A 23,285-nucleotide genomic window follows, 5' to 3' on the forward strand; every position below is an offset into this window, starting at 1 on the left:
GGTTGATAGGCCAGGTGTGGAAGACCGGTAACGGTTGGAGCTGACTGGTACTAATAGGCCGAGGGCTTGTCCTCAGTTGCTCGCGTCCACTGTGTTGGTTCTGAAACCACGAACAACCAAAGTGCCGGTTGTTGTTATGTTTCATAGTGTTTCGGTGGTCATAGCGTTAGGGAAACGCCCGGTTACATTCCGAACCCGGAAGCTAAGCCTTTCAGCGCCGATGGTACTGCATGGGGGACCGTGTGGGAGAGTAGGACGCCGCCGAGCAAATTTTGACAGTAAGCCCTGGTGGGGAGCATCGCTCCCTGCCAGGGCTTACTTGCGTTTACGCCCCCGTACAACGAATTGGGGCCGGCCCCGCCCCGAGGGCGCCTTCGCGCCCCCGGGTAGCGAGTTATGCGGTGGAAGAGAACGGGTCAGCCGGAGTTCGTGGCGCGGATGAGTTCCACGTCCAGCGACTCGCGGCGAATCCGCTGGTCCAGATAAATCAACGCCGTTACGCCGGCCATAAACGGCAGGGCGGCCGTGGAACTGATGACGGCACCCACACCGCTAATGATCAAGGAAGGCCAGGTGACGGATGCGCCGGAATCAAGATCGCCAATAGTGATCATTTGAATGGCGCTGACCGGAACCTGCACGACCATGGTGATCGCGGATATGACCAACAGGGCGACAACCTGCACTCCGAGAATCCGCCACCAAACTCCCCGGACCAGCTTCGCGCTCCGTCGCAGGGACTCCGTCACGCCCTGCTTTTCCAGCATCAGCGCCGGCGCCGCGAGGGAGTAGCGGACCCAGAGCCACACCATGGCGGCCAGCCCGGCCAGCGAGCCCAACAGGGCGAGCGCGACGCCGGCGGAGTCCGCTCCGGCCGCGAAAAGGAGCAGGCCCGGGACCGCGCCGAGGGCGAAGACGCCGAGGAGCATCAGCGGGATCAGACACAGCAGGCCCGCCATCCGGGCCAGTTGGGGACGCGCGTCGCGCCATGCCTCCGCCGTGCTGACGGGCCGTCCGAGAACGGCCCGGCTCACCACGACCGTCAGGATCGACGAGGCGAGGATCGACCCGACGAGGCCGGCGACCATGGTGATGCCCAGCGCCCCCAGGCTGTCCTTCATGGTGTCCAGCACCTGCTGGGAAGTGGCGTCGTCGCGCAGATCGTCCAGCGCCTGGCCGTCCTTCAGCCACAGGCCGTTGGCCGCCGTCGTCGCGGCCTGGGTCACCAGGGCGATGCCGAAGGAGACCGGCAGCACCGTCCGCCAGTACCGGGACAGGGTCGCGAACGAACCCTGGAGGATCTCGCCCAGGCCCAGCGGGCGCAGCGGGACGACACCGGGCTGTGGGGCGCTCGGCAGAGGTGCCCACTGGCGGTTGCCCCAGCCGGGGCCGTTCTGCCACCCAGGGGGCGGCGGGGGGCCGGGAGGGCCGGGCGGGTGGGGTCCGGGCGAGTTCCGGCCCGGAGAGTCGTTCATGGTCTGTCGCTCCTTCTGGGCCCGCGTGCCGGTGCGGCGTCCGAGCCGTACTCCGACATCGTGTCATGGGGGAGTGGGGGCGCCCCGGGCCCGTAAAGCGGCCCGGAGGGCCTTGGCGGAAGCCTGACGGAGGTGGCGGTGGGGCGTGCGGTGACCGGTTCGGGACCCCCGTCGGCGCCCCCTGGTCTCATAAGGGGGAGAGAAGCGAGAGGACCTTCAATAGTCGCCCCGGGACGGGGCAGACTGGGTGAATGGCCGATCAGTACGCGCGACCTTCGGATGCCGCTGCTCTTTCCGCCACTCCGCCCCTCCGCTGGGAGGAGCCACCGGAAGGGCCCGTGATCGTCCTCCTGGACCAGCGGCGCCTGCCCGCCGAGGAAGTGGAGCTGGTCTGCACGGATGTGCCGGCCCTCGTTGACGCCATGCAGACGCTCGCCGTCCGTGGGGCTCCGCTGCTGGGAGTGGCCGGTGCGTACGGTGTGGCGCTGGCGGCGGTGCGCGGGTTCGATGTGGAGGAGGCCGCCGAGATGCTGGCCCGTGCCCGTCCCACCGCGGTCAACCTCGCGTACGGCGTCACCAGGGTGCGTGACGCCCACCGGGCGGCGGCCCGGAAGGGCGGGGGTGACGGGCGGGCCGCCGCGGCGGCCGCGCTGGCGGAGGCGCGGGCGGTGCACCGGCAGGACGCGGAGGCCAGTGCCAGGATGGCCGAGCACGGGGTCGCCCTGCTCGAAGAGCTGCTGCCGGGCGGTGGCTACCGCATTCTGACCCACTGCAACACCGGAGCCCTGGTCTCCGGCGGCCAGGGCACGGCGTTCGCCGTCGCCGGGGCCCTGCACGGCGCGGGGCGGCTGCGGCGGCTCTGGGTGGACGAAACGCGTCCGCTGCTCCAGGGGGCGCGGCTGACCGCGTACGAGGCGGCCCGCGCCGGGATGGCGTACACGGTGCTCACGGACAGTGCCGCGGGCTCGCTGTTCGCGGCCGGGGAGGTGGATGCCGTCCTCGTGGGCGCGGACCGGATCGCGGCGGACGGTTCGGTGGCCAACAAGGTGGGCAGCTATCCGCTCGCCGTGCTGGCCCGCTATCACCACATCCCGTTCGTGGTGGTGGCGCCGAGCACGACGGTGGACCTCGGCACGGAAGGCGGCGCGGATATCGAAGTGGAGCAGCGGCCCGGCCAGGAGGTCACCGAAATCCCCGTTCCGCCGCAGGCGGCGGGTGTGGGGGCCGGGGCGGGGGTGCCGGTGGCACCGCTGGGGGCGCAGGCGTACAACCCTGCGTTCGACATCACACCTCCCGAGTTGATGACCGCGATTGTCACGGAAAACGGGGTTGTTTCCCCCGTGACGAAGGCCGGTCTGGCGGAGCTGTGTGACAGGTCACGATCGGGTAATGGGATGATGTCGATATGAAGGGACGCGTCCTTGTCGTCGACGACGACACCGCACTGGCCGAGATGCTCGGAATTGTGCTTCGTGGTGAGGGTTTCGAGCCGTCGTTCGTAGCCGACGGTGACAAGGCACTCGCCGCTTTTCGCGAGGCCAAACCCGATCTTGTTTTGCTTGATCTGATGCTGCCCGGCCGGGACGGTATCGAGGTGTGCCGGCTGATCCGTGCCGAATCCGGTGTGCCGATCGTGATGCTGACGGCGAAGAGCGACACCGTCGACGTGGTGGTCGGTCTGGAGTCCGGGGCGGACGACTACATCGTCAAGCCGTTCAAGCCCAAGGAGCTGGTGGCCCGGATCAGGGCCCGGCTGCGGAGATCGGAGGAGCCGGCTCCCGAGCAGCTGACCATCGGCGACCTCGTCATCGACGTGGCGGGTCACTCCGTGAAGCGGGACGGGCAGGCGATCGCCCTGACGCCGCTGGAGTTCGACCTGCTGGTGGCGCTGGCCCGGAAGCCGTGGCAGGTGTTCACGCGCGAGGTGCTCCTGGAGCAGGTGTGGGGATACCGGCACGCGGCCGACACCCGGTTGGTCAATGTGCACGTGCAGCGGTTGCGCTCGAAGGTCGAGAAGGACCCCGAGCGCCCGGAGATCGTGGTGACCGTGCGGGGCGTCGGCTACAAGGCCGGGCCGAGCTGACATGACGGACGGCGGTGCCGCTCCGGAGCGGGGCGCGGGGCGGCCCGCCGAGGTGACGGGCGGGGTATCTCTCTTCCGGCGGCTGTGGCGGGCCGGCCGGCTGCTTCCCGACGGGGCGGCGACGGCGCCCGTCCACCCGGTGCTGCGCCTCTACGCGCGCTGGGTACGCCGTCCGCTGCTGCCGGTGATGCGGTTGTGGCTGCGGAACATCCAGTTGCGCGTGGTCGCCACCACGCTGCTGATGTCCCTGGGTGTGGTGCTGCTGCTGGGCGTCGTGGTGATCGGCCAGGTGCGCAACGGCCTGCTGGAGGCCAAGCGGAACGCGGCCCAGAGCCAGGCCGAGGGCGGCTTCAAGGCTGCCAGGGACGCCGCCGACGCCGGGGCGACCGGTGCGGACGGGCGGGCCCAGGACACGCCGCAGACGGGTGGGAGGTCCCCGGACCCGGGCGCCTGGCTCACCGGGCTCGTCCAGCAGCTCGCCAGTGGCGGCCAGGGCGTCTACTACGTCGTCGCGCTGAGCGACGGCGGTTCCGACGGGGCACACGTGGGGACGCGCGGGCCGCGGGCCTCGGGGGACATCGATCCCGAGCGCAGCGTGCCGCAGGAGCTGCGCAAGCGGCTGGAGAAGCAGGGGGCCTTCGAAGAGCCCACGTCGATCCGGCGCAGCGGTTCGGACGAGGGCGAGCCCGCGCTCGTCGTCGGCAAGCGCCTCTACGACATCAGCGGCAGGCCGTATCAGCTGTACTACCTCTTCCCGTTCACGCAGGAGGAGAAGTCGCTGAGCCTGGTGAAGGGCACGCTGGCGACCGCCGGGGTGTTTCTGGTGGTGCTGCTGGGGGCCATCGCGTGGCTGGTGGTGCGGCAGATCGTCACTCCGGTGCGGATGGCGGCCAGCATCTCCGAGCGGCTGGCGGCCGGGGTGCTCCAGGAGCGGATGAAGGTCACGGGCGAGGACGACATCGCGCGGCTGGGCGAGTCGTTCAACAAGATGGCGCAGAACCTCCAGGTGAAGATCCAGCAGTTGGAGGAGCTGTCGCGGATGCAGAGACGGTTCGTCTCCGACGTGTCGCACGAGCTGCGGACGCCGCTGACGACCGTGCGGATGGCGGCCGAGGTCATCCACGAGGCCCGGGACACCTTCGACCCCGTCACGGCGCGCTCGGCGGAGCTCCTCTTCGGACAGTTGGACCGGTTCGAGTCGCTGCTCGCGGACCTGCTGGAGATCAGCCGGTTCGATGCGGGCGCCGCGGCCCTGGAGGCCGAGCCGATCGACCTGCGGGACGTCGTCCACCGCGTCATCGAGGGCGCGCTGCCGCTGGCCGAGCGGAAGGGCACCCGGCTGCTCGTCGAGGGCGGCGAACGGCCGGTGATCGCGGAGGCGGACGCCCGGCGGGTGGAGCGCGTGCTGCGGAACCTCGTCGTCAACGCCGTGGAGCACGGTGAGGGGCGGGACGTGGCGGTCCGGCTGGCGATGGCCGGCGGAGCGGTCGCGGTGGCCGTCCGGGACTACGGCGTCGGGCTCAAGCCGGGCGAGGCCACCCGGGTGTTCAACCGGTTCTGGCGCGCCGATCCGGCGCGGGCCCGGACGACCGGCGGGACGGGCCTCGGGCTGTCCATCGCGGTGGAGGACGCGCGGCTGCACGGCGGCTGGCTCCAGGCGTGGGGCGAGCCGGGCGGCGGGTCGCAGTTCCGGCTGACGCTGCCCTGTACGGCGGGGGAGCCGCTGCGCGGTTCGCCGATCCCGCTGGAGCCGGCGGACTCGCGGCGCAACCGCGGGGTGAACGAGGCCGGGGTGCCGCTGGCGGCGGCCGGCCGCGGGGCGCCCGTACCGCCGCAGACGCGGCAGACGCCGGCCGTGGACCCGACCGCGCTGCCGGGCAGCGGGGCGCGGGTGGTGGCGCGGCCGGGCGGGACGACGGCGGACGGTTCGATGGGTGGCGTTCAGAGCGGTCAGAGCGTTCAAGGCGCTTCGGGCGCTTCGGGCGCTTCGGGTGTTCAGGGCGTTCAAGAGCGGAGGCGGCCGTGAGCAGGCGGAACGACCGGTGGCGCGCGGCGCTGCCCGCGGTGGCGGCCGTCGCCGGACTGCTGCTGGCCGGCTGCGCGTCGATGCCGGACAGCGGCGAGGTGCACGCCGTCGACTCCTCGCAGCGCGCGGACGCCGACTCGCAGGTGCGGGTGTACGGTGTGCCGCCGCGCAAGGGCGAGCAGCCGACGGAGCTGGTGAAGGGCTTCCTGGAGGCGACGACCAGCGACGACCCGGACTACGCGACGGCGCGGATGTACCTGGCGAAGTCCGTCAAGCGGCAGTGGGATCCGGCCGCGTCGACGACGGTGCTGGCGGATATGCCGCAGGTGCAGGTGGAGCCCGGGGGCCGCGACCGGGACCCGGGTGCGGTGCCCTCGCGGCGGGTCAAGCTGACCGGCAAGCAGGTCGCGCGGGTGGACGTCAAGCACGCGTACAAGCCCGACGATCGGACGTACGAGCAGTCGGTGCACCTGACGTACGAGGACGGGGAGTGGCGCATTGACGTGCCGCCCCCCGGGCTGGTGGTCGGCGTTCCCGATTTCCAGCGCATCTACCGGTCGGTCAACAAGTACTACTTCGCCGAGCTGGGCCCGGGGGCGGCCGGGAAGGGGCGGGACGTGCTCGTCGCCGACCCGGTGTACCTGCGCAAGCGCATAGACACGGTGACGTCCGCCGTGAAGGCGCTGCTGGACGGGCCGACGACGTGGCTGAACCCGGTCGCGGCGACCGCGTTCCCGCCGGGGACGCGGCTGGCGGCCGAGCGGCTGTCGCTCGACGACTCCAACAACCTCAAGGTGCGGCTCGACGGCAAGGCGGCCCGGGTCGGGGAGCGGCAGTGCCAGCAGATGGCGGCGCAGCTCTTCTACACCGCGCAGGAGTCGGCGCGGGTGGAGAGCGTGACGCTGCAGAGCGGTGACGAGACGCTGTGCTCGCTCAAGCGGGACCGGGCCGCGGACTTCGGGCCGGACCAGACGGCGGGGCGGCCCTATCGGCAGTACTTCCTCGACAGCCGGCGCCGCGTGGTCGAGCTGGCCGACGCCGAGGACGAGGCGCGGCGGGTGGCCGGGCCGTTCGGGGCGGACGGGCCGCGGCTGGGGTCCGTGGCGGTGGACCGGGACGAGCGGCTGGCCGCCGTGGTGAGCGCCAACGGCCAGTCGTTGTTCGTCGCGGGCCTGGAGTACGGGACGCAGCCGGGCGAGGCGCGGCTGACCTCGCGCGGCGGCGCCAAGGCGGGTCTCACCACGCCCAGCTGGGACGGTCTCGGTGACCTGTGGGTGGCCGACCAGGACCCCGAGCACCCGCGGCTGCTGCGGCTGCGCGAGGGCAAGGGCGCGCCGGAAGAGGTGCCGGTGAGCGGGCTGGACGGCGGCCGGATCACCGGGGTCCGGATAGCGGCGGACGGGGTGCGGATCGCTCTGGTGGTGACCAAGGGGGACCGTTCCTGGCTGCGGCTGGGCCGGGTGGAACGGCAGGGCCACGACGGGCGGCCGGAGCTGTCGGTGCATGACCTGCGGTCGGTGGCGCCGAACTTCGTGCACGTGGACGCCGTCTCCTGGGCCGGCGGGAGCCGGCTGCTGGTCGCGGGGAACGAGCAGGGCGGCCTGCAGCAGGTGGAGTTCATCGAGACGGACGGTTCGCTGTCCGGTGTCTCGGCGCTGCCGGGCATCACCGGTGTCGGCGGGGTGGCCGCTCCGGAGGGGCAGGGTCGGGCGACGGCGCTGCTCGCGGAGCGGGACGGGGACATCGTCCGGCTGCTGCCGGACACCAACTGGAAGCCGGTGGCGAAGGACGGGGCGGCGCCGGTCTATCCGGGGTAGGGGGCCGGGCGGGGCGGCGCCTGGGCGGGGCAGGGGCTTTCGCGGGGAGTCCGGGCCGGCTGGGTGCGGTGAGCGGGCTGAGCGGGCGGTGTCGTGGGGCTGTCCACAGGGTGTCGTGCCCATGCCCGGAGTTGTCCACAGGGGTGGCGGGTCCGGTCTCCCGGCGGGAGAGTGGAGACCGTGCGGGGGTGGTGGCAGGAGATCGCCGGGCTGGTGCTCCCGGCCGACTGCGCGGGATGCGGGGCTGCGCGCCGCGTCCTGTGCGAGGAGTGCCGGGAGGAGCTGTCGGCGCGCTCGGCGCGGCGGGCGTGGCCGGATCCGGTGCCGGCCGGGCTGCCGCGGGTATACGCCGCGGCCTGGTACGCGGATGCGGTGCGGTCGGTGCTGCTCGCGCACAAGGAGCGGGGAGCGCTGGTGCTGACGGAGGCCCTGGGCGGCGCGCTGGCGGGCGCGGTGTGCCGGGTCGCTACGGGTGGCGCGCGCCGGGGCGCGCGGGGCCTGGGCGGGCCTCTGCTCCTCGTCCCGGTGCCTTCCGCACGGCGGGCCGTGGCGCGGCGCGGGCACGATCCGGTGCGCCGGCTGGCCGTGGCCGCGGCCGGGGTGCTGCGGCGGTCCGGCGCCGAGGCCCGGGCGGTGCCCGTGCTGCGGCAGCGCCGGGCGGTGGCCGACCAGGTGGGGCTGGACGGACGGGAGCGGCGGGCCAATGTGGCCGGTGCGCTGGCCGTGCCGGCGTGGGCCGCGCGGCTGTGGGCCGGGGGCACGGTGGTGGTGCTGGTCGACGACCTGATGACGACGGGAGCGTCGCTGGTCGAGGCGGCGCGGGCGGTGGGCGCCGCGGGCGGCCGGGTGGCCGGGGCGGCGGTGGTCGCGGTGCCGCCGCGGGAGGCCGGGAGGGGAAGACCGGGGAGCTCCGGGAGATCCATGGCGCGGTCGTGGTGATGGCGCGGCTGTGCCGGCGGGATTCATGGGGACGAAAGTGATCTCGGGGGAGTGAGGGGCGCTGGTGGGGACAGACGTCAACCAAGCGCGGAGGCCCGCCGGACCGGCAAGCGGAACTCGCGGGTAAGCCCCGTCGTTCCACATGGAAACGGGTGGAGAACACCTGAATGGAGGTACGGCGGGGTAAGGGGTACCGACGGGCCTCCCCGCGAGATATGTTCGGTTGTGAGGAATGGCGAAAGCTATGACTCATATCTCCGAATGGCGCGTTTTGCGCGCCTTCGAAGAAGCTGGAACCGGGTGGGACGCAGGTCTTGCCGCCGGGGAGGAGGAGGTGGAACCGCCGTGTCGGTGGCTCCGGTCAGCTCCGGGGCCTGATGCAAGAGGGATGCGCTCCGCACCTTCGGCGGGGCGATCCGGGAACGGAGTTCTGCGTGGACATCGTCGTCAAGGGCCGCAAGACAGAGGTGCCCGAGCGCTTTCGCAAGCACGTGGCCGAGAAGCTGAAGGTCGACAAGATCCAGAAGCTCGACGGCAAGGTGATCAGCCTCGACGTGGAGGTGTCCAAGGAGCCCAACCCCAGGCAGGCGGACCGTTCGGACCGTGTCGAGATCACCTTGCGCGGTCGCGGACCGGTGATCCGGGCGGAGGCCGCCGCGACGGATCCCTACGCCGCGCTGGACCTGGCCACAGCCAAGCTGGAAGCGCGGCTGCGCAAGCAGCACGACAAGCGTCTCGACCGCCGGGGCAACGGACGTATTCCGGCGAGCGAGGTCGGGGTCGCCGTCGACGGCGCCGCGCGCCTCGACGACAGCGGCCGGCTGGCCACGGAGACCGCGGACGAGGTGCCGGTGACCCGCATGGGGCCGCTGGAGATCCGGGGCGAGGGCCCCGTCGTGGTCCGCGAGAAGACCCACACCGCCGCTCCGATGACGCTCGACCAGGCGCTCTACGAAATGGAGTTGGTCGGCCACGACTTCTATCTGTTCGTCGACTCCGACACCAAGTTGCCCAGTGTCGTCTATCGGCGGCACGCCTACGACTACGGCGTCATCCACCTCAACGCCGACCCCTTCGCCGAGGCGGAGCCCGGCGGGGCCGGCGGAGCGCTCGGCGGCTGACGCCGGGCCGCGGCCCGGCGCCGGCCGCGGGTGAGCGCGACACGCCACGCCGGCCGCCGGTCCGCGGTTCCCTCCGAGGCGGTGCCCCGGAGCCCGGGAGGGCTTCCGGGGCTCCGTCGTGCGTCCCGCGCCCGGCCGCGGCGGCAGCGCGGTCCGGCCCGGCATGGAATCATGGGCGGGCGGCAACGGCTGGTCCGGCGGGACCGGTTGGGGTGCGCATCGTGCAACCGCGAGGGGCCATGGCCTTCAGGGGGAGGAACAATGGCGGACAGGTTCGGATCCGTGACCGGCGCCGGCGAGGACGACGTCGAGGGCGCCCGCACGGACCCGGTCGCGGGGGCGGCCCCGAGGAGCGAGCCGATCCGGGTCCTGGTCGTGGACGACCACGCGCTCTTCCGCCGCGGGCTGGAGATCGTGCTGGCACACGAGGAGGACATCCTCGTCGTGGGCGAGGCGGGCGACGGGGCCGAGGCCGTGGACAAGGCCGCCGACCTGCTGCCGGACATCGTGCTGATGGACGTGCGGATGCCGCGGCGCGGGGGTATCGAGGCGTGCACCTCCATCAAGGAGGTGGCCCCCAGCGCCAAGATCATCATGCTGACGATCAGCGACGAGGAGGCCGACCTCTACGACGCGATCAAGGCGGGCGCCACCGGCTACCTCCTCAAGGAGATCTCCACCGACGAGGTCGCCACCGCGATCCGGGCGGTCGCCGACGGGCAGTCGCAGATCAGCCCCTCCATGGCGTCCAAGCTCCTCACCGAGTTCAAGTCCATGATCCAGCGCACCGATGAGCGCCGGCTGGTACCCGCGCCCCGGCTGACCGACCGCGAGCTGGAAGTGCTCAAGCTGGTGGCCACCGGCATGAACAACCGTGATATCGCCAAGGAGTTGTTCATCAGCGAGAACACGGTGAAGAACCATGTGCGCAACATTCTGGAGAAGTTGCAGTTGCATTCCAGGATGGAGGCGGTGGTGTACGCGATGCGGGAGAAGATTCTGGAGATTCGCTGAGGATCGCGCCGGGGGCCACCGGTGGGCTGGGGGCCCGGGGGTTATCCCCCGGAGTGTCGCAGTATCAGCGAGAACACGGTGAAGAACCATGTGCGCAACATCCTGGAGAAGTCGCAGTTGCACTCCAGGACCGAGGCGATGGTGTACGCGATGTGGGAGAAGATCCTGGAGATCCGCTGACCCGGTGGCCGGTCAGGCCGTGAGTGCGGTCCGCAGTGCCTCCCCCAGCCGCGCGTCGTCGCAGCGCTCCACGCGTACGTCGTCGCAGCCGACCCACTCGGCCGCCTCGCGCAGTGCCCGGGCCATCGGTGCCACCGCCCCCGCTCCGGCGAGCGAGACCTGGCGGGCCACCAGCGTCCGTCCCTCCCGGGCCGGGTCCACCCGGCCCGCCAGCCGGCCGCCCGCCAGCAGGGGCATCGCGAAGTAGCCGTGCACGCGTTTGGCCTTGGGGACGTACGCCTCCAGGCGGTGCGTGAAGCCGAAGATCCGCTCCGTGCGCGGCCGGTCCCAGATCAGCGAGTCGAAGGGGGACAGCAGCGTCGTACGGTGCCGCTGCCCGCGGGCCGTCGACTCCGCGTCCAGCGCGGCCGGGTCCGCCCAGGCGGGCGCGGTCCATCCGGCCACGTCCACCGGGACCAGGCCGGAGCCCTCCAGCGCCGCGTCCACCTGCTCCGCCTTGAGCCGGTGGTAGTCCGCCAGGTCCGCCCGGGTGGCCACCCCCATGGCCGCCCCGGCCTGGGCGACCAGCCGCCGTATGCACGCCGCGTCGTCCAGGCCGTCGTGGAAGAGGGCGTCCGGCACCGCGCGTTCCGCCAGGTCGTACACCCGCTTCCAGCCGCGCCGTTCGGTGCAGACCACCTCTCCGGTGTCGAGTAGCCACTCGACGGCGATCTTCGTCTCGGACCAGTCCCACCACGGCCCGCCCTTCTTGGCGCCGCCCAACTCGGTCGCGGTGAGCGGCCCGTCGGCCAGCAGGCGGTCGCGTACGGCGGCGCAGGAGCGCTCCGCGTCCGCCATGATGTGCCAGCGGTGGCCGCGTTCCCGGAACGCCCGCCGCCGGAACGCGAAGAGGGGCCACTCCTCGATGGGCAGCACGCACGCGGCGTGCGACCAGTACTCGAAGCCGTGCGGCGGCTCCGCCGCGCCACCGGCCGGCCGCGGCGTCCAGTAGGCGGACTCCACCACGTCCCGGCCCACGGCGCCCAGCCGGGCGTAGGGGACCAGCTCGTGCGAGCGGGCCAGCACCGAGATGGTGTCCAACTGGACGGCGCCCAGCCGCCGCAGCACCCCGCGCACCCCGGCCCGCCGGTCCGGCGCGCCGAGCAGGCCCTGGGCGCGCAGCGCGATGCGGCGCGCCTCGTCGGCGGAGAGGCTGATGTCGGCCCTACGGCCCTTCGAGGTGGCGGCAGTTGTCATGCGATCACCCTAGGGCGTGGCACTGACAACGCCCCCTGTGGTCAGGCTCCGGCCGCCCGGTCCCGTCCCGGATACGGCAGGTAGGGCGTCGGCGACGGCAGGCCCAGGTCCGAGGGGAGCAGCGTGCCCGTCCAGGCGTCGCGGCGTGTCCCGTTGTGCGGGATCAGGGCGCGGACCGTGCCGTCCATCCGGAACCCGACCTTCGCAGCGACCGCCCGGGAGCCCTCGTTCCCGGCCTCCGCGATCCACTCCAGCCGTTCGGCGCCGAGGTCCTGGAACGCCCAGCGGACGATCTCGCGGGCCGCCTCGGCGGTGTAGCCGCGACCGCGCAACTCCTTGGCGGTCCAGTAGCCGATCTCGGCCTGCCGTTCGGGAGCGGCCAGTTTGAGCTGTATCAGGGACATCGAGCCGACGAGCCGGCCGTCGTCCCGGGTGAAGACCCCGAACGTGTACGCGGTGTTGTCGCGCCAGCCGGCCGGGCAGCGTTCCTCGACGAAGAGACGGGCGTCCTCGAGCGTGTACGGGGAGGGCACCGGGGTGTAGCGGGGGATCGCGGGGTCCTGGCAGGCGGCGTGCACGGCCGGGATGTCGTCCGGGGTGAAGGGGCGCAGGAGCAGGCGCTCGGTGGTGAGGGGTGTCGGTTCCATGATCCGAGAGTCTGGTGGGTGGGCGCCGCCGCGTCGCCGGGGCCCGGGGATTTCTCGCGGCGGAAGCGTCGGGAAGCCCCGGGAAGCGTCGGAAAGCGGCACATGCGCGTGCGCAATGGACCGGAAGACAACATTCCGTATACCGGTTACCCCCGTCGGGCACGTCGCGGGCGCCCCGTGCGTTCACCGTGCGGGTGATCCCCGGCCTCCGCGATGACGGACCTCCCGGCGCGGTGGGGTCCTCGCTTACGATGGCCGTTGCGGCGGGGACTGTCCCGTCGTGCCCGCGCACCCTCTCCCCGCCGGTGGCGGGGGACAGCCAGTGCCAGGCCCGACCGGCAAGGAGTCAGCCTACGTGTCCGTCTTCGGCAAGATCATGCGTGCAGGAGAAGGCAAGATCCTGCGCAAGCTGCACCGCATCGCGGACCAGGTCAATTCCATCGAAGAGGACTTCCTCACCCTCTCCGACGCCGAGCTGCGCGCCCTGACCGAGGAGTACAGGCAGCGGTACGCCGACGGCGAGAGCCTCGACGACCTGCTCCCCGAGGCGTTCGCGACCGTCCGCGAGGCGGCCAAGCGCGTGCTCGGCCAGCGCCACTACGACGTCCAGCTCATGGGCGGCGCCGCGCTGCACCTCGGGTACGTGGCGGAGATGAAGACCGGTGAGGGCAAGACCCTCGTCGGTACGCTGCCCGCCTATCTGAACGCGCTCTCCGGCGATGGTGTGCACCTGATCACCGTCAACGACTACCTCGCCGAGCGCGACTCCGAAATGATGGGCCGGGTCCACAAGTTCCTGGGTCTGTCGGTCGGCTGCATCCTGGCCAACATGACGCCGGCCCAGCGCCGCGAGATGTACAGCTGCGACATCACGTACGGCACGAACAACGAGTTCGGCTTCGACTACCTGCGCGACAACATGGCGTGGTCGCAGGACGAGCTCGTGCAGCGCGGGCACAACTTCGCGATCGTCGACGAGGTCGACTCGATCCTCGTCGACGAGGCCCGTACCCCGCTGATCATCTCGGGCCCGGCCGACCAGGCCACCAAGTGGTACGGCGACTTCGCCAAGCTGGTCACCCGGCTGAAGCGCGGCGAACCGGCCAACCCGCAGAAGGGCATCGAGGAGACCGGCGACTACGAGGTCGACGAGAAGAAGCGCACGGTCGGCATCCACGAGGCCGGTGTCACCAAGGTCGAGGACTGGCTGGGAATCGACAACCTCTACGAGTCGGTCAACACGCCGCTCGTCGGTTACCTCAACAACGCCATCAAGGCGAAGGAACTGTTCAAGAAGGACAAGGACTACGTCGTCATGGACGGCGAAGTCATGATCGTCGACGAGCACACCGGCCGTATCCTCGCCGGCCGCCGCTACAACGAGGGCATGCACCAGGCGATCGAGGCGAAGGAAGGGGTGGACATCAAGGACGAGAACCAGACGCTCGCCACGATCACCCTGCAGAACTTCTTCCGCCTCTACAACAAGCTTTCCGGCATGACCGGTACGGCCATGACCGAGGCCGCCGAGTTCCACCAGATCTACAAGCTCGGCGTGGTGCCGATCCCGACGAACCGTCCGATGCAGCGCAAGGACCAGTCGGACCTGATCTACCGCACCGAGGTCGCGAAGTTCGACGCCGTCGTCGAGGACATCGCAGAGAAGCACGCCAAGGGCCAGCCGATCCTCGTCGGCACCACCTCGGTGGAGAAGTCGGAGTACCTCTCCCAGCAGCTCTCCAAGCGCGGCATCCCGCACGAGGTCCTCAACGCCAAGCACCACGAGCGCGAGGCGCAGATCGTCGCGCAGGCCGGCCGCAAGGGCGCCGTCACCGTCGCCACCAACATGGCCGGCCGCGGTACCGACATCAAGCTCGGCGGCAACCCCGACGACCTCGCCGAGGCGGAGCTGCGCCAGCGCGGCCTGGACCCGGTGGAGCACGTCGAGGAGTGGGCCGCCGCCCTGCCCGCCGCGCTGGAGAAGGCCGAGGCCGCGGTCAAGGCGGAGTTCGAGGAGGTCAAGGCGCTCGGCGGGCTCTACGTCCTGGGCACCGAGCGGCACGAGTCGCGCCGTATCGACAACCAGCTGCGCGGTCGTTCCGGCCGTCAGGGCGACCCCGGCGAGTCCCGCTTCTACCTGTCGCTCGGCGACGACCTGATGCGCCTGTTCAAGGCCCAGATGGTCGAGCGCGTCATGGCCATGGCCAACGTGCCCGACGACGTGCCGATCGAGAACAAGATGGTCACCCGGGCCATCGCCTCCGCCCAGTCGCAGGTCGAGCAGCAGAACTTCGAGACCCGCAAGAACGTCCTCAAGTACGACGAGGTGCTCAACCGCCAGCGCGAGGTCATCTACGCCGAGCGCCGGCGCGTCCTGGAGGGCGAGGACCTGCACGAGCAGATCCAGCACTTCATGGACGACACCATCGACGACTACATCCGCCAGGAGACCGTCGAGGGCTTCGCGGAGGAGTGGGACCTGGAGCGGCTGTGGAGCGCGTTCAAGCAGCTCTACCCGGTCAAGGTCACCATCGAGGAGCTGGAGGAGGCGGCGGGCGACCGCGCGGGCATCACCGCCGAGTTCATCGCCGAGTCCGTCAAGGACGACATCCACGAGCAGTACGCGGCCCGCGAGGAGCAGCTCGGCTCCGACATCATGCGCGAGCTGGAGCGCCGCGTCGTCCTGTCGGTCCTGGACCGCAAGTGGCGTGAGCACCTCTACGAGATGGACTACCTCCAGGAGGGCATCGGCCTCCGCGCGATGGCCCAGAAGGACCCGCTGGTCGAGTACCAGCGCGAGGGCTTCGACATGTTCCAGGCCATGATGGAGGGCATCAAGGAGGAGTCGGTCGGCTACCTCTTCAACCTGGAGGTCCAGGTCGACCAGCAACTGGAGGAGGTCCCGGTCCAGGCCGGCGAGGCGCCCTCGCTGGAGAAGGCCCCGGCCGACGCGGTGCCGGCCGCCCGTCCGGAGATCCGGGCCAAGGGGCTCGACGCCCCGCAGCGTCCGGACCGGCTGCACTTCTCCGCCCCGACGGTGGACGGCGAGGGCGGCGTCGTCGAGGGCGACTTCACCAACGACGACGGTCCGGTCCGCTCCGCGGCGGACGGGATGACCCGGGCCGAGCGCCGCAAGGCGCAGCGGAACGGCGGCGGTGGCCGGCGTCGCAAGAAGTGACCTGACAGGTCGTGAGGAGGGGCGGGACGCCGGTGCGTCCCGCCCCTCCGGCGTGTTCAGGCGCGGGCGCCGCCCAGCTCCACGGCGGAGCACCGCCAACGGCGGTCCGTGCCCTGCTCCAGCCGGAAGGCCAGGGCCCGCACCCGGTCGCCGGAGGCGATCCGCGCGTACGCCTCGATCACGCCGGGGCGCGGCTGGAACTGGTCGCAGCGGTGTACGACCGGGGTGCCGCCGCCGGGGGCCGGCGGGCGCAGGGGCGCCCGTGGCGCGAGCTCGACGAGCAGGTCGTAGGCGGCGGGCAGGGTGTAGCCGAGCATGCGGTGCACCGGGCGCTGCCCGCTCAGGGTGAGCAGGAGCTGTTCGGCGAACCAGTAGCGCGGGATGCCCGCGCGGAGTTGCCGGGCGGCCGGTCCTGCGCCTGGGCGCCGGGCGTCCGTCCGCCGCGGTGGTGCGGTGCGCCGGGCGGTGTCCCGGCCCGGTCCGGTGGTCCTGTTCAACGCTGTTCGCCCCCTTCGGTCGGGGATCTTCTACCGGCGCGCGGATGGGCCCGGCAAGGACCTCCGGCGGGCGGGGGCGGTTCACCTATCCGGGTGAGGGATGTGCGGTTTCCGCTGGTCGCGGCCGTGGGCCGGGTGGGGGCCGGAGGCCGGTCGACCGGTGTCCGGCACTTCGAAGGGGGACGCGCCCCGGTCCGGCGCGCCCCCGTATGCTGGCAGCGCACCCATCCACAGGTACTCCGGAAAGCGGCGGACATGCGCGTCTACGTCCCTCTGACCCTCCACGGTCTCGCCGAGGCGCACCGGACGGGCGAGCTCGGCCCGGCCCCGTTCGACGCCTACGCCGTCACCCCCGCGCTGCGCGAGTGGTACGTCTCCGACGACATGGAGGAGCTGGAGTATGCGGCGCTCGGGCGCGCCGCGCAGGCGTCGCTCCGGCGGATCGCCACCGACCCGGAGGCGCCGCGGCGCCGGGTGGTCGTCGCGGTCGACGTCCCGGACCGGGAGACCGCCGTGGACCCGGACCGGGGGCTCGACGAGTCGGCGCTCGGCGAGGTACGGCTGTCCCGTCCGGTGCCGCTGGCGAAGGCCGCGGCCGTGCACGTGGACGCGGACGACGCCGAGGCGGACGTCGCGGCCGCCGCGGCGGCGCTGGGCGCGGCCGACCAGGGCGACGAGGACGCCCGTTTCACGGTGGACGGCGCGGAGGACCACGAGCTGATGTGGTTCGGCGTGCAGGAGATCCCCAACCTGATCTGAGCCGGCCCGGTCCGAGGGGCGTCCGCCCTGGTCGGACGGGGGGCCCGGGGCGTTGTCAGTGGGGGCCGGTACGGTCTTTCCATGACACAGCACGGGGCTCATATCGTCTGGGACTGGAACGGCACGCTGCTGCACGACGTCGACGCGGTGATGGCCGCGACGAACGCCTCGTTCGCCGAGGTGGGGCTGGCCCCGATCACGCTGGAGCGGTACCGGGACCTGTACTGCGTGCCCGTGCCGCGGTTCTACGAGCGGCTCATGGGCCGGCTGCCCAGCGACGCCGAGTGGCAGGTGATGGACGCGGCGTTCCACCGGCACTACGCGAAGTACGCCGTGGAGGCCGAGCTGGCGGAGGGGGCCCGGCAGCTGCTCGCGGACCGGCAGGCGGCGGGCCGCACCCAGTCGCTCTGTTCGCTGGCGTCGCACGACGACCTGATACCCCTGGTGCGGACGTACGGGATCGAGCACCACTTCGTGCGCGTCGACGGCCGCACGGGCCGGAGCGACCGGGGCAAGGCCGAGCAGATGGCCCGACACGTGGCGGCCCTGGAGGGCACGGTTCCGGAGCGGGTGGTCGTCGTCGGGGACGCGGTAGACGACGCGCTCGCCGCGGCGCACGTGGGCGCGAAGGCGGTGCTGTACACCGGGGGGTCGCACAGCAGGGCGAGCCTGTCCGCCGCCGGGGTGCCGGTGGTCGACACCCTGACGGAGGCGGTCGAGCTCGCGGAGCACCTGGTGGCGTGAGGCCGGCGGCTGCCGACGAGTCGCGGGCGGCGGGCGAATGCCGAGGTGAACGGGGGGAAAGCGGTGAGGAGAGCGCCGGGAAGGGGTGCCGGGCCGCGGCCGGGGGCGGGTCGCTGTCCAGACCGTCAAAGACAGGGGCCGTCTTTTGTACACAATCGGCTCATGACGCGGTCCCCCGGAAGAGCGATAGCCTTACCGGGTGATCAGCGCGATATCCCGCGGGGGCGACGACGCCCCTGTGCGCCGCCCGGAGCGCCACGGCGCCCGGGCCACCGCTGGTCCCCGGAACCGGGTCCGTCCGACGCTTCTGACGTTTCTAACAGAGTTGTCCGAGAACGGCCCGGTCACCCCTCATCCCGGCATACCGTCGAAGTCGACCGGAGAACCGGCGTCGCGGCGTGATGCCTTCACCACCTATGTCACGCAACGGCGCGCGACAGGAGCCAGAGGACATGCAGACCAAGCTGGACGAAGCCAAGGCCGAGCTGCTCGCGCGGGCGGTCCGCGTCGCCGAGAACACGCCGGCCGGGGCACCGCACCCGACCGGGCCGAACGGTGAGGGCGGGCTCGACCAGGACACCCTGACCGCGTACCTCCAGCGCTACTACCTGCACACGGCGCCGGAGGACCTGACGGGCCGCGACCCCGTCGACGTCTTCGGCGCCGCGCTGTCGCACCACCGGCTCGCCGAGAACCGGCCGCAGGGCACCGCGAACGTGCGGGTGCACACGCCCACGGTCGAGGAGAACGGCTGGACGTGCAGCCACTCGGTGGTCGAGGTGGTCACCGACGACATGCCGTTCCTGGTGGACTCGGTCACCAACGAGCTCTCCCGGCAGAACCGCGGCATCCACGTCGTCATCCACCCGCAGATGGTCGTCCGCCGCGACCTGACCGGCCGTCTGCTGGAGGTCCTCGGTTCCAACTGCGACGCGCACGGCACCGGCAAGGACGCCGAGCTGCCGCACGACGCGCTCGTCGAGTCCTGGATCCACGTCGAGATCGACCGCGAGACCGACCGCGACGACCTCAAGCAGATCGGCACCGACCTGCTGCGCGTCCTCTCCGACGTCCGCGAGGCCGTCGAGGACTGGGAGAAGATGCGGGAGGCCGCGCTGCGGCTGGCCGACGGGCTGCAGGACGAGCCCGCCCCCGCCGACCTGCCGGTCACCGAGGTGGACGAGGCCCGCGAGCTGCTGCGCTGGCTCTCCGCCGACCACTTCACGTTCCTCGGCTACCGCGAGTACGAGCTGACCAAGGTGCCCGCCGACAGCGGCGACGAGGACGCGCTGACCGCCGTCCCCGGCACCGGCCTCGGCATCCTCCGCTCCGACCCCGCGCACACGGCCGACGGGCACCACGAGGGCCCGCACGCGCCGCTGGCCCGGCCCGCCTCGGCGTCCTTCAGCCGGCTGCCCGCCGACGCCCGGGCCAAGGCCCGTGAGCACAAGCTCCTCGTGCTGACCAAGGCCAACAGCCGCGCCACCGTGCACCGCCCCTCGTACCTCGACTACGTGGGCGTCAAGAAGTTCGACGCCGAGGGCAACGTCGTCGGTGAGCGCCGCTTCCTGGGCCTGTTCTCCTCGGCCGCCTACACCGAGTCGGTGCGCCGGGTCCCGGTCATCCGCCGCAAGGTGGCCCAGGTGCTGTCCGACGCCGGGTTCACGCCGCACAGCCACGACGGGCGCGACCTGCTCCAGATCCTGGAGACCTACCCGCGCGACGAGCTGTTCCAGACCCCGGCCGACCAGCTGCGCTCCATCGCCACCAACGTGCTCTACCTCCAGGAGCGCCGCCGGCTGCGGCTGTTCCTGCGCCGCGACGAGTACGGGCGCTACTACTCCGCCCTGGTCTACCTGCCGCGCGACCGCTACACCACCGGCGTCCGGCTGCGCCTGATCGACATCCTCAAGGAAGAGCTCAACGGCACCAGCGTCGACTTCACGGCCTGGAACACCGAGTCCGTCCTGTCCCGGCTGCACTTCGTCGTCCGGGTCGAGCCCGGCTCCACGCTGCCGGAGCTGAGCGACGCCGACGCCGAGCGCATCGAGGGCCGCCTGGTGGAGGCCGCCCGCTCCTGGGCCGACGGCTTCGCCGAGACCCTCACCGCCGAGGTCGGCGAGGAGCGCGCCGCCGAGCTGCTGCGCCGCTACGCCCACGCCTTCCCCGAGGGCTACAAGGCCGACCACAGCCCGCGCAGCGCCGTCGCCGACCTCCAGCACCTGGAGAAGCTGACCACGGCCGGCGGCGACCGTGACTTCGCGTTCAGCCTCTACGAGCCGGTCGGCGCCGCCCCCGGCGAGCGTCGCTTCAAGATCTACCGCACTGGCGAGCCGATCTCGCTCTCCGCCGTGCTGCCGGTCCTCAGCCGGCTGGGCGTCGAGGTCGTCGACGAGCGCCCCTACGACCTGCGCTGCTCGGACCGGACGACCGCGTGGATCTACGACTTCGGGCTGCGGATGCCCGAGCACGTCGAGGGCGACGACGCCCGCGGCCGCTTCCAGGACGCGTTCGCCGCGGTCTGGACGGGCAAGGCGGAGAACGACAACTTCAACCAGCTCGTGCTGCGCGCCGGTCTCGACTGGCGGCAGGCGATGGTGCTGCGCGCCTACGCCAAGTACCTCCGGCAGGCCGGTACGACGTTCAGCCAGTCGTACATGGAGGACACCCTCAGCAACAACGTCCACACCACGCGGCTGCTGATCAACCTGTTCGAGGCCCGGATGTCGCCGGCCCTCCAGCGGGCGGGCCGGGAGCTGACCGACGGGCTGCTGGAGGAGCTGGACGGCGCCCTCGACCAGGTCGCGAGCCTGGACGAGGACCGCATCCTGCGGGCGTTCCTCACGGTCATCAAGGCCACCCTGCGGACGAACCACTTCCAGAGGGATGCGCAGGGGCAGCCGCACGACTACCTGTCGATCAAGCTGGACCCGCAGGCCATCCCGGACCTGCCGGCGCCGCGCCCGGCCTTCGAGATCTGGGTCTACTCGCCGCGCGTCGAGGGTGTGCACCTGCGCTTCGGCAAGGTCGCCCGCGGTGGTCTGCGCTGGTCCGACCGGCGCGAGGACTTCCGTACCGAGGTGCTGGGCCTGGTCAAGGCGCAGATGGTGAAGAACACCGTCATCGTGCCGGTGGGCGCCAAGGGCGGCTTCGTCGGCAAGCGGCTGCCGGACCCGTCGGTGGACCGCGACGCGTGGCTGGCCGAGGGCATCGCCTCGTACAAGACCTTCATCTCCGGTCTCCTCGACATCACCGACAACATGGTCGGCGGCGAGGTCGTGCCGCCGAAGGACGTCGTGCGACACGACGAGGACGACACCTACCTGGTGGTCGCGGCCGACAAGGGCACCGCGACGTTCTCCGACATCGCCAACGAGGTCGCCCAGTCGTACGGCTTCTGGCTCGGCGACGCCTTCGCCTCCGGCGGTTCGGCGGGCTACGACCACAAGGGCATGGGCATCACCGCCCGCGGTGCCTGGGAGTCGGTGAAGCGCCACTTCCGGGAGCTGGGGCACAACACCCAGACCGAGGACTTCACGGTCGTCGGCGTCGGCGACATGTCCGGCGACGTGTTCGGCAACGGCATGCTGCTCTCGGAGCACATCCGCCTGGTGGCCGCCTTCGACCACCGGCACATCTTCCTGGACCCGAAGCCGGACGCCGCCACCTCGTACGCCGAGCGCCGGCGCCTCTTCGAGCTGCCGCGCTCCTCGTGGGCCGACTACGACACCTCGCTGCTGTCCAAGGGCGGCGGCGTGCACCCGCGGACGGCCAAGTCGATCCCGCTCAACGCGCACGTCCGCGAGGCCCTCGGCATCGAGCCGGGCATCACCAAGATGACCCCGGCCGAGCTGATGAAGACCATCCTGCGGGCCCCGGTCGACCTGCTGTGGAACGGCGGCATCGGCACCTACGTCAAGGCGTCCACCGAGTCCCACGCGGACGTCGGGGACAAGGCGAACGACGCGATCCGCGTCGACGGCGGCGACCTGCGGGTCAAGGTCGTCGGCGAGGGCGGCAACCTGGGCCTGACCCAGCTCGGCCGGATCGAGTTCGCGCTCGCGGGCGGCCGGGTCAACACCGACGCCATCGACAACAGCGCCGGCGTGGACACCTCGGACCACGAGGTGAACATCAAGATCTTGCTCAACGCGCTGGTCACCGACGGCGACATGACCGTCAAGCAGCGCAACAAGCTGCTGGCGGAGATGACCGACGAGGTCGGCGAGCTGGTCCTGCGCAACAACTACGCGCAGAACGTCGCCCTGGCCAACGCGGTGGCCCAGGCCCCCAGCCTGCTCCACGCCCACCAGCGGATCATGCGCCGCCTCAGCCGGGACGGCCACCTGGACCGCGCGCTGGAGTTCCTGCCCACCGACCGGCAGATCCGCGAGCGGCTCTCCGCCGGGCGCGGCCTGTCCCAGCCGGAGCTGGCGGTCCTGCTCGCCTACATCAAGATCACGACCGCCGAGGAGCTGCTGGCCACCGACCTGCCGGACGACCCGTACCTCCAGCGCCTGCTCTACGCCTACTTCCCGGGTGCCCTGCGGCAGACGTTCGGCGAGCAGATCGACCACCACGCCCTGCGCCGCGAGATCGTGACGACCGTCCTCGTCAACGACACGGTCAACACCGGCGGTTCGACCTTCCTGCACCGGCTGCGGGAGGAGACCGGGGCCTCGCTGGAGGAGATCGTCCGGGCGCAGGCCGCGGCCCGCGAGATCTTCGGCCTGGGCGCGGTGTGGGACGCCGTCGAGGCGCTGGACAACAAGGTCACGGCGGACGTGCAGACCCGGGTGCGGCTGCACTCGCGGCGGCTGGTCGAGCGCGGCACCCGCTGGCTGCTCAACAACCGTCCGCAGCCGCTCCAGCTGGCCGAGACCATCGAGTACTTCCGCGACGGGGTGGCGACGGTCTGGGGCGAGCTGCCCAAGCTGCTGCGCGGCGCGGACCTCGACTGGTGGCAGTCCATCCACGACGAGCTGACGGAGGCCGGGATCCCCGGCGAGCTGGCCGTCCGGGTCGCGGGCTTCTCGTCCGTCTTCCCGGCGCTGGACATCGTCGCCATCGCGGAGCGCACCGGCAAGGAGCCGCTGTTCGTGGCGGAGGTCTACTACGACCTCGGCGACCGGCTGCACATCACCCAGCTCATGGACAAGATCATCGAGCTGCCGCGCGCCGACCGCTGGCAGTCCATGGCCCGCGCCTCCATCCGCGAGGACCTGTACGCGTGCCACGCCGCGCTCACCGCCGACATCCTCTCGGTGGGCAACGGCTCCTCCACGCCGGAGCAGCGCTTCACGGCGTGGGAGGAGAAGAACGCGCCGATCCTGTCCCGCGCGCGGACCACGCTGGACGAGATCCGCGGCTCGGACTCGTTCGACCTGGCCAACCTGTCGGTGGCCATGCGGACCATGCGCACCCTGCTGCGGACGCACAGCTGACCGGTTGACCGATCGCCGTCGAGGGGCGGCCCCGGGGTTCCAGAACCCCGGGGCCGCCCCTTTTCGTCCTTCTTCATCCCCGCGTTCCTGCCGGTTCCGCCGGTGTTGGCGGCCCGGCCGCCCGG

The 23,285-nt window shown here is 71.7% G+C and carries 15 protein-coding genes, 1 rRNA gene and 1 pseudogene; 13 read left to right on the forward strand and 4 right to left on the reverse strand.

The genetic code is table 11. The annotated features are described in order from the left end of the window. Positions 1-150 precede the first annotated feature (150 nt). Positions 151-267: ribosomal RNA gene (gene rrf, locus ACH4PU_RS26265) — 5S ribosomal RNA — on the forward strand. A 149-nt stretch (positions 268-416) separates the two neighbouring features. On the opposite strand, the gene ACH4PU_RS26270 is transcribed toward rrf, so the two are convergent. Further along, the gene (locus ACH4PU_RS26270) at positions 417-1,475 is read right to left on the reverse strand and encodes a glycerophosphoryl diester phosphodiesterase membrane domain-containing protein (protein ID WP_398276824.1); all 1,059 of its coding nucleotides are present in this window, start codon (positions 1,473-1,475) and stop codon (positions 417-419) included. Between the two features lie 251 nt (positions 1,476-1,726). On the opposite strand from ACH4PU_RS26270, the gene mtnA reads away from it, so the two are divergent. The 8 genes and pseudogenes from mtnA to ACH4PU_RS26310 all read left to right on the forward strand — a co-directional run. Continuing rightward, a complete protein-coding gene (mtnA, locus tag ACH4PU_RS26275) occupies positions 1,727-2,884 on the forward strand; it encodes an S-methyl-5-thioribose-1-phosphate isomerase (RefSeq protein ID WP_398276827.1) in 1,158 nt (385 codons plus the stop codon). Beyond that, a complete protein-coding gene (gene mtrA, locus ACH4PU_RS26280) occupies positions 2,881-3,558 on the forward strand; it encodes a two-component system response regulator MtrA (protein ID WP_004946863.1) in 678 nt (225 codons plus the stop codon). The genes mtnA and mtrA overlap by 4 nt, the downstream gene beginning before the upstream one ends. Before the next feature lies 1 nt (position 3,559). Next, positions 3,560-5,584 (forward strand): MtrAB system histidine kinase MtrB, encoded by a 2,025-nt coding sequence (mtrB, locus tag ACH4PU_RS26285; RefSeq protein WP_398276831.1) that lies wholly within the window; start codon positions 3,560-3,562, stop codon positions 5,582-5,584. Then, positions 5,581-7,401 (forward strand): LpqB family beta-propeller domain-containing protein, encoded by a 1,821-nt coding sequence (locus ACH4PU_RS26290; RefSeq protein ID WP_398276834.1) that lies wholly within the window; start codon positions 5,581-5,583, stop codon positions 7,399-7,401. The genes mtrB and ACH4PU_RS26290 overlap by 4 nt, the downstream gene beginning before the upstream one ends. 180 nt (positions 7,402-7,581) lie before the next feature. After that, a complete protein-coding gene (locus ACH4PU_RS26295) occupies positions 7,582-8,340 on the forward strand; it encodes a ComF family protein (RefSeq protein ID WP_398276837.1) in 759 nt (252 codons plus the stop codon). A gap of 434 nt (positions 8,341-8,774) precedes the next feature. Next, positions 8,775-9,461, forward strand: a complete 687-nt coding sequence (gene hpf, locus ACH4PU_RS26300; protein ID WP_398276840.1) for a ribosome hibernation-promoting factor, HPF/YfiA family — start codon at positions 8,775-8,777, stop codon at positions 9,459-9,461. 261 nt (positions 9,462-9,722) lie between these two features. Further along, on the forward strand, positions 9,723-10,475 hold the full coding sequence (locus ACH4PU_RS26305; protein ID WP_004946877.1) for a response regulator transcription factor: 753 nt from the start codon (positions 9,723-9,725) through the stop codon (positions 10,473-10,475). A 63-nt stretch (positions 10,476-10,538) separates the two neighbouring features. Further along, a pseudogene (locus ACH4PU_RS26310) lies at positions 10,539-10,655 on the forward strand (LuxR C-terminal-related transcriptional regulator); the annotation flags it as partial. A gap of 12 nt (positions 10,656-10,667) precedes the next feature. Here the strand turns inward: ACH4PU_RS26310 and ACH4PU_RS26315 are convergent. Together ACH4PU_RS26315 and ACH4PU_RS26320 are read right to left on the reverse strand one after the other, a co-directional pair. Beyond that, positions 10,668-11,891: a winged helix-turn-helix domain-containing protein gene (locus ACH4PU_RS26315; RefSeq protein WP_398276843.1), complete on the reverse strand. Its 1,224-nt coding sequence runs from the start codon at positions 11,889-11,891 to the stop codon at positions 10,668-10,670. A gap of 41 nt (positions 11,892-11,932) precedes the next feature. Further along, positions 11,933-12,538, reverse strand: a complete 606-nt coding sequence (locus tag ACH4PU_RS26320; RefSeq protein WP_398276846.1) for a GNAT family N-acetyltransferase — start codon at positions 12,536-12,538, stop codon at positions 11,933-11,935. 355 nt (positions 12,539-12,893) lie between these two features. Between ACH4PU_RS26320 and secA the strand changes: the two genes are divergently transcribed. Continuing rightward, positions 12,894-15,716 carry a preprotein translocase subunit SecA gene (secA, locus tag ACH4PU_RS26325; protein WP_398276849.1) on the forward strand — a complete coding sequence of 941 codons (2,823 nt, stop codon included), beginning with the start codon at positions 12,894-12,896 and terminating at the stop codon, positions 15,714-15,716. 56 nt (positions 15,717-15,772) lie between these two features. Here secA and ACH4PU_RS26330 read toward each other — a convergent pair whose 3' ends face one another. Continuing rightward, entirely contained in the window at positions 15,773-16,213 is a 441-nt protein-coding gene (locus ACH4PU_RS26330) for an Rv3235 family protein (RefSeq protein ID WP_398276852.1), read from the reverse strand. A gap of 255 nt (positions 16,214-16,468) precedes the next feature. On the opposite strand from ACH4PU_RS26330, the gene ACH4PU_RS26335 reads away from it, so the two are divergent. The 3 genes from ACH4PU_RS26335 (at position 16,469) to ACH4PU_RS26345 (ending at position 23,160) form a co-directional block, all read left to right on the forward strand. Further along, positions 16,469-16,972 (forward strand): DUF6912 family protein, encoded by a 504-nt coding sequence (locus tag ACH4PU_RS26335; RefSeq protein ID WP_398276855.1) that lies wholly within the window; start codon positions 16,469-16,471, stop codon positions 16,970-16,972. Positions 16,973-17,053: 81 nt separating this feature from the next. Beyond that, positions 17,054-17,716 carry an HAD family hydrolase gene (locus ACH4PU_RS26340; protein ID WP_398276858.1) on the forward strand — a complete coding sequence of 221 codons (663 nt, stop codon included), beginning with the start codon at positions 17,054-17,056 and terminating at the stop codon, positions 17,714-17,716. A 452-nt stretch (positions 17,717-18,168) separates the two neighbouring features. Continuing rightward, positions 18,169-23,160 carry an NAD-glutamate dehydrogenase gene (locus ACH4PU_RS26345; protein WP_398276861.1) on the forward strand — a complete coding sequence of 1,664 codons (4,992 nt, stop codon included), beginning with the start codon at positions 18,169-18,171 and terminating at the stop codon, positions 23,158-23,160. The last annotated feature ends 125 nt before the right edge of the window (positions 23,161-23,285 follow it).

Origin of the sequence: Streptomyces sp. NPDC021100 (assembly GCF_044333095.1) — a bacterium.
In the GTDB taxonomy this organism is placed as follows: Bacteria; Actinomycetota; Actinomycetes; order Streptomycetales; family Streptomycetaceae; genus Streptomyces.

What these genes read in the sequence shown, in the direction of transcription:
- ACH4PU_RS26270 (WP_398276824.1), bottom strand. Translation starts at nt 1,475, where the DNA reads ATGAACGACTCTCCGGGCCGGAACTCGCCCGGACCCCACCCGCCCGGC.
- mtnA (WP_398276827.1), top strand. Translation starts at nt 1,727, where the DNA reads ATGGCCGATCAGTACGCGCGACCTTCGGATGCCGCTGCTCTTTCCGCC.
- mtrA (WP_004946863.1), top strand. Translation starts at nt 2,881, where the DNA reads ATGAAGGGACGCGTCCTTGTCGTCGACGACGACACCGCACTGGCCGAG.
- mtrB (WP_398276831.1), top strand. Translation starts at nt 3,560, where the DNA reads ATGACGGACGGCGGTGCCGCTCCGGAGCGGGGCGCGGGGCGGCCCGCC.
- ACH4PU_RS26305 (WP_004946877.1), top strand. Translation starts at nt 9,723, where the DNA reads ATGGCGGACAGGTTCGGATCCGTGACCGGCGCCGGCGAGGACGACGTC.
- ACH4PU_RS26315 (WP_398276843.1), bottom strand. Translation starts at nt 11,891, where the DNA reads ATGACAACTGCCGCCACCTCGAAGGGCCGTAGGGCCGACATCAGCCTC.
- ACH4PU_RS26320 (WP_398276846.1), bottom strand. Translation starts at nt 12,538, where the DNA reads ATGGAACCGACACCCCTCACCACCGAGCGCCTGCTCCTGCGCCCCTTC.
- ACH4PU_RS26335 (WP_398276855.1), top strand. Translation starts at nt 16,469, where the DNA reads ATGCGCGTCTACGTCCCTCTGACCCTCCACGGTCTCGCCGAGGCGCAC.
- ACH4PU_RS26340 (WP_398276858.1), top strand. Translation starts at nt 17,054, where the DNA reads ATGACACAGCACGGGGCTCATATCGTCTGGGACTGGAACGGCACGCTG.
- ACH4PU_RS26345 (WP_398276861.1), top strand. Translation starts at nt 18,169, where the DNA reads ATGCAGACCAAGCTGGACGAAGCCAAGGCCGAGCTGCTCGCGCGGGCG.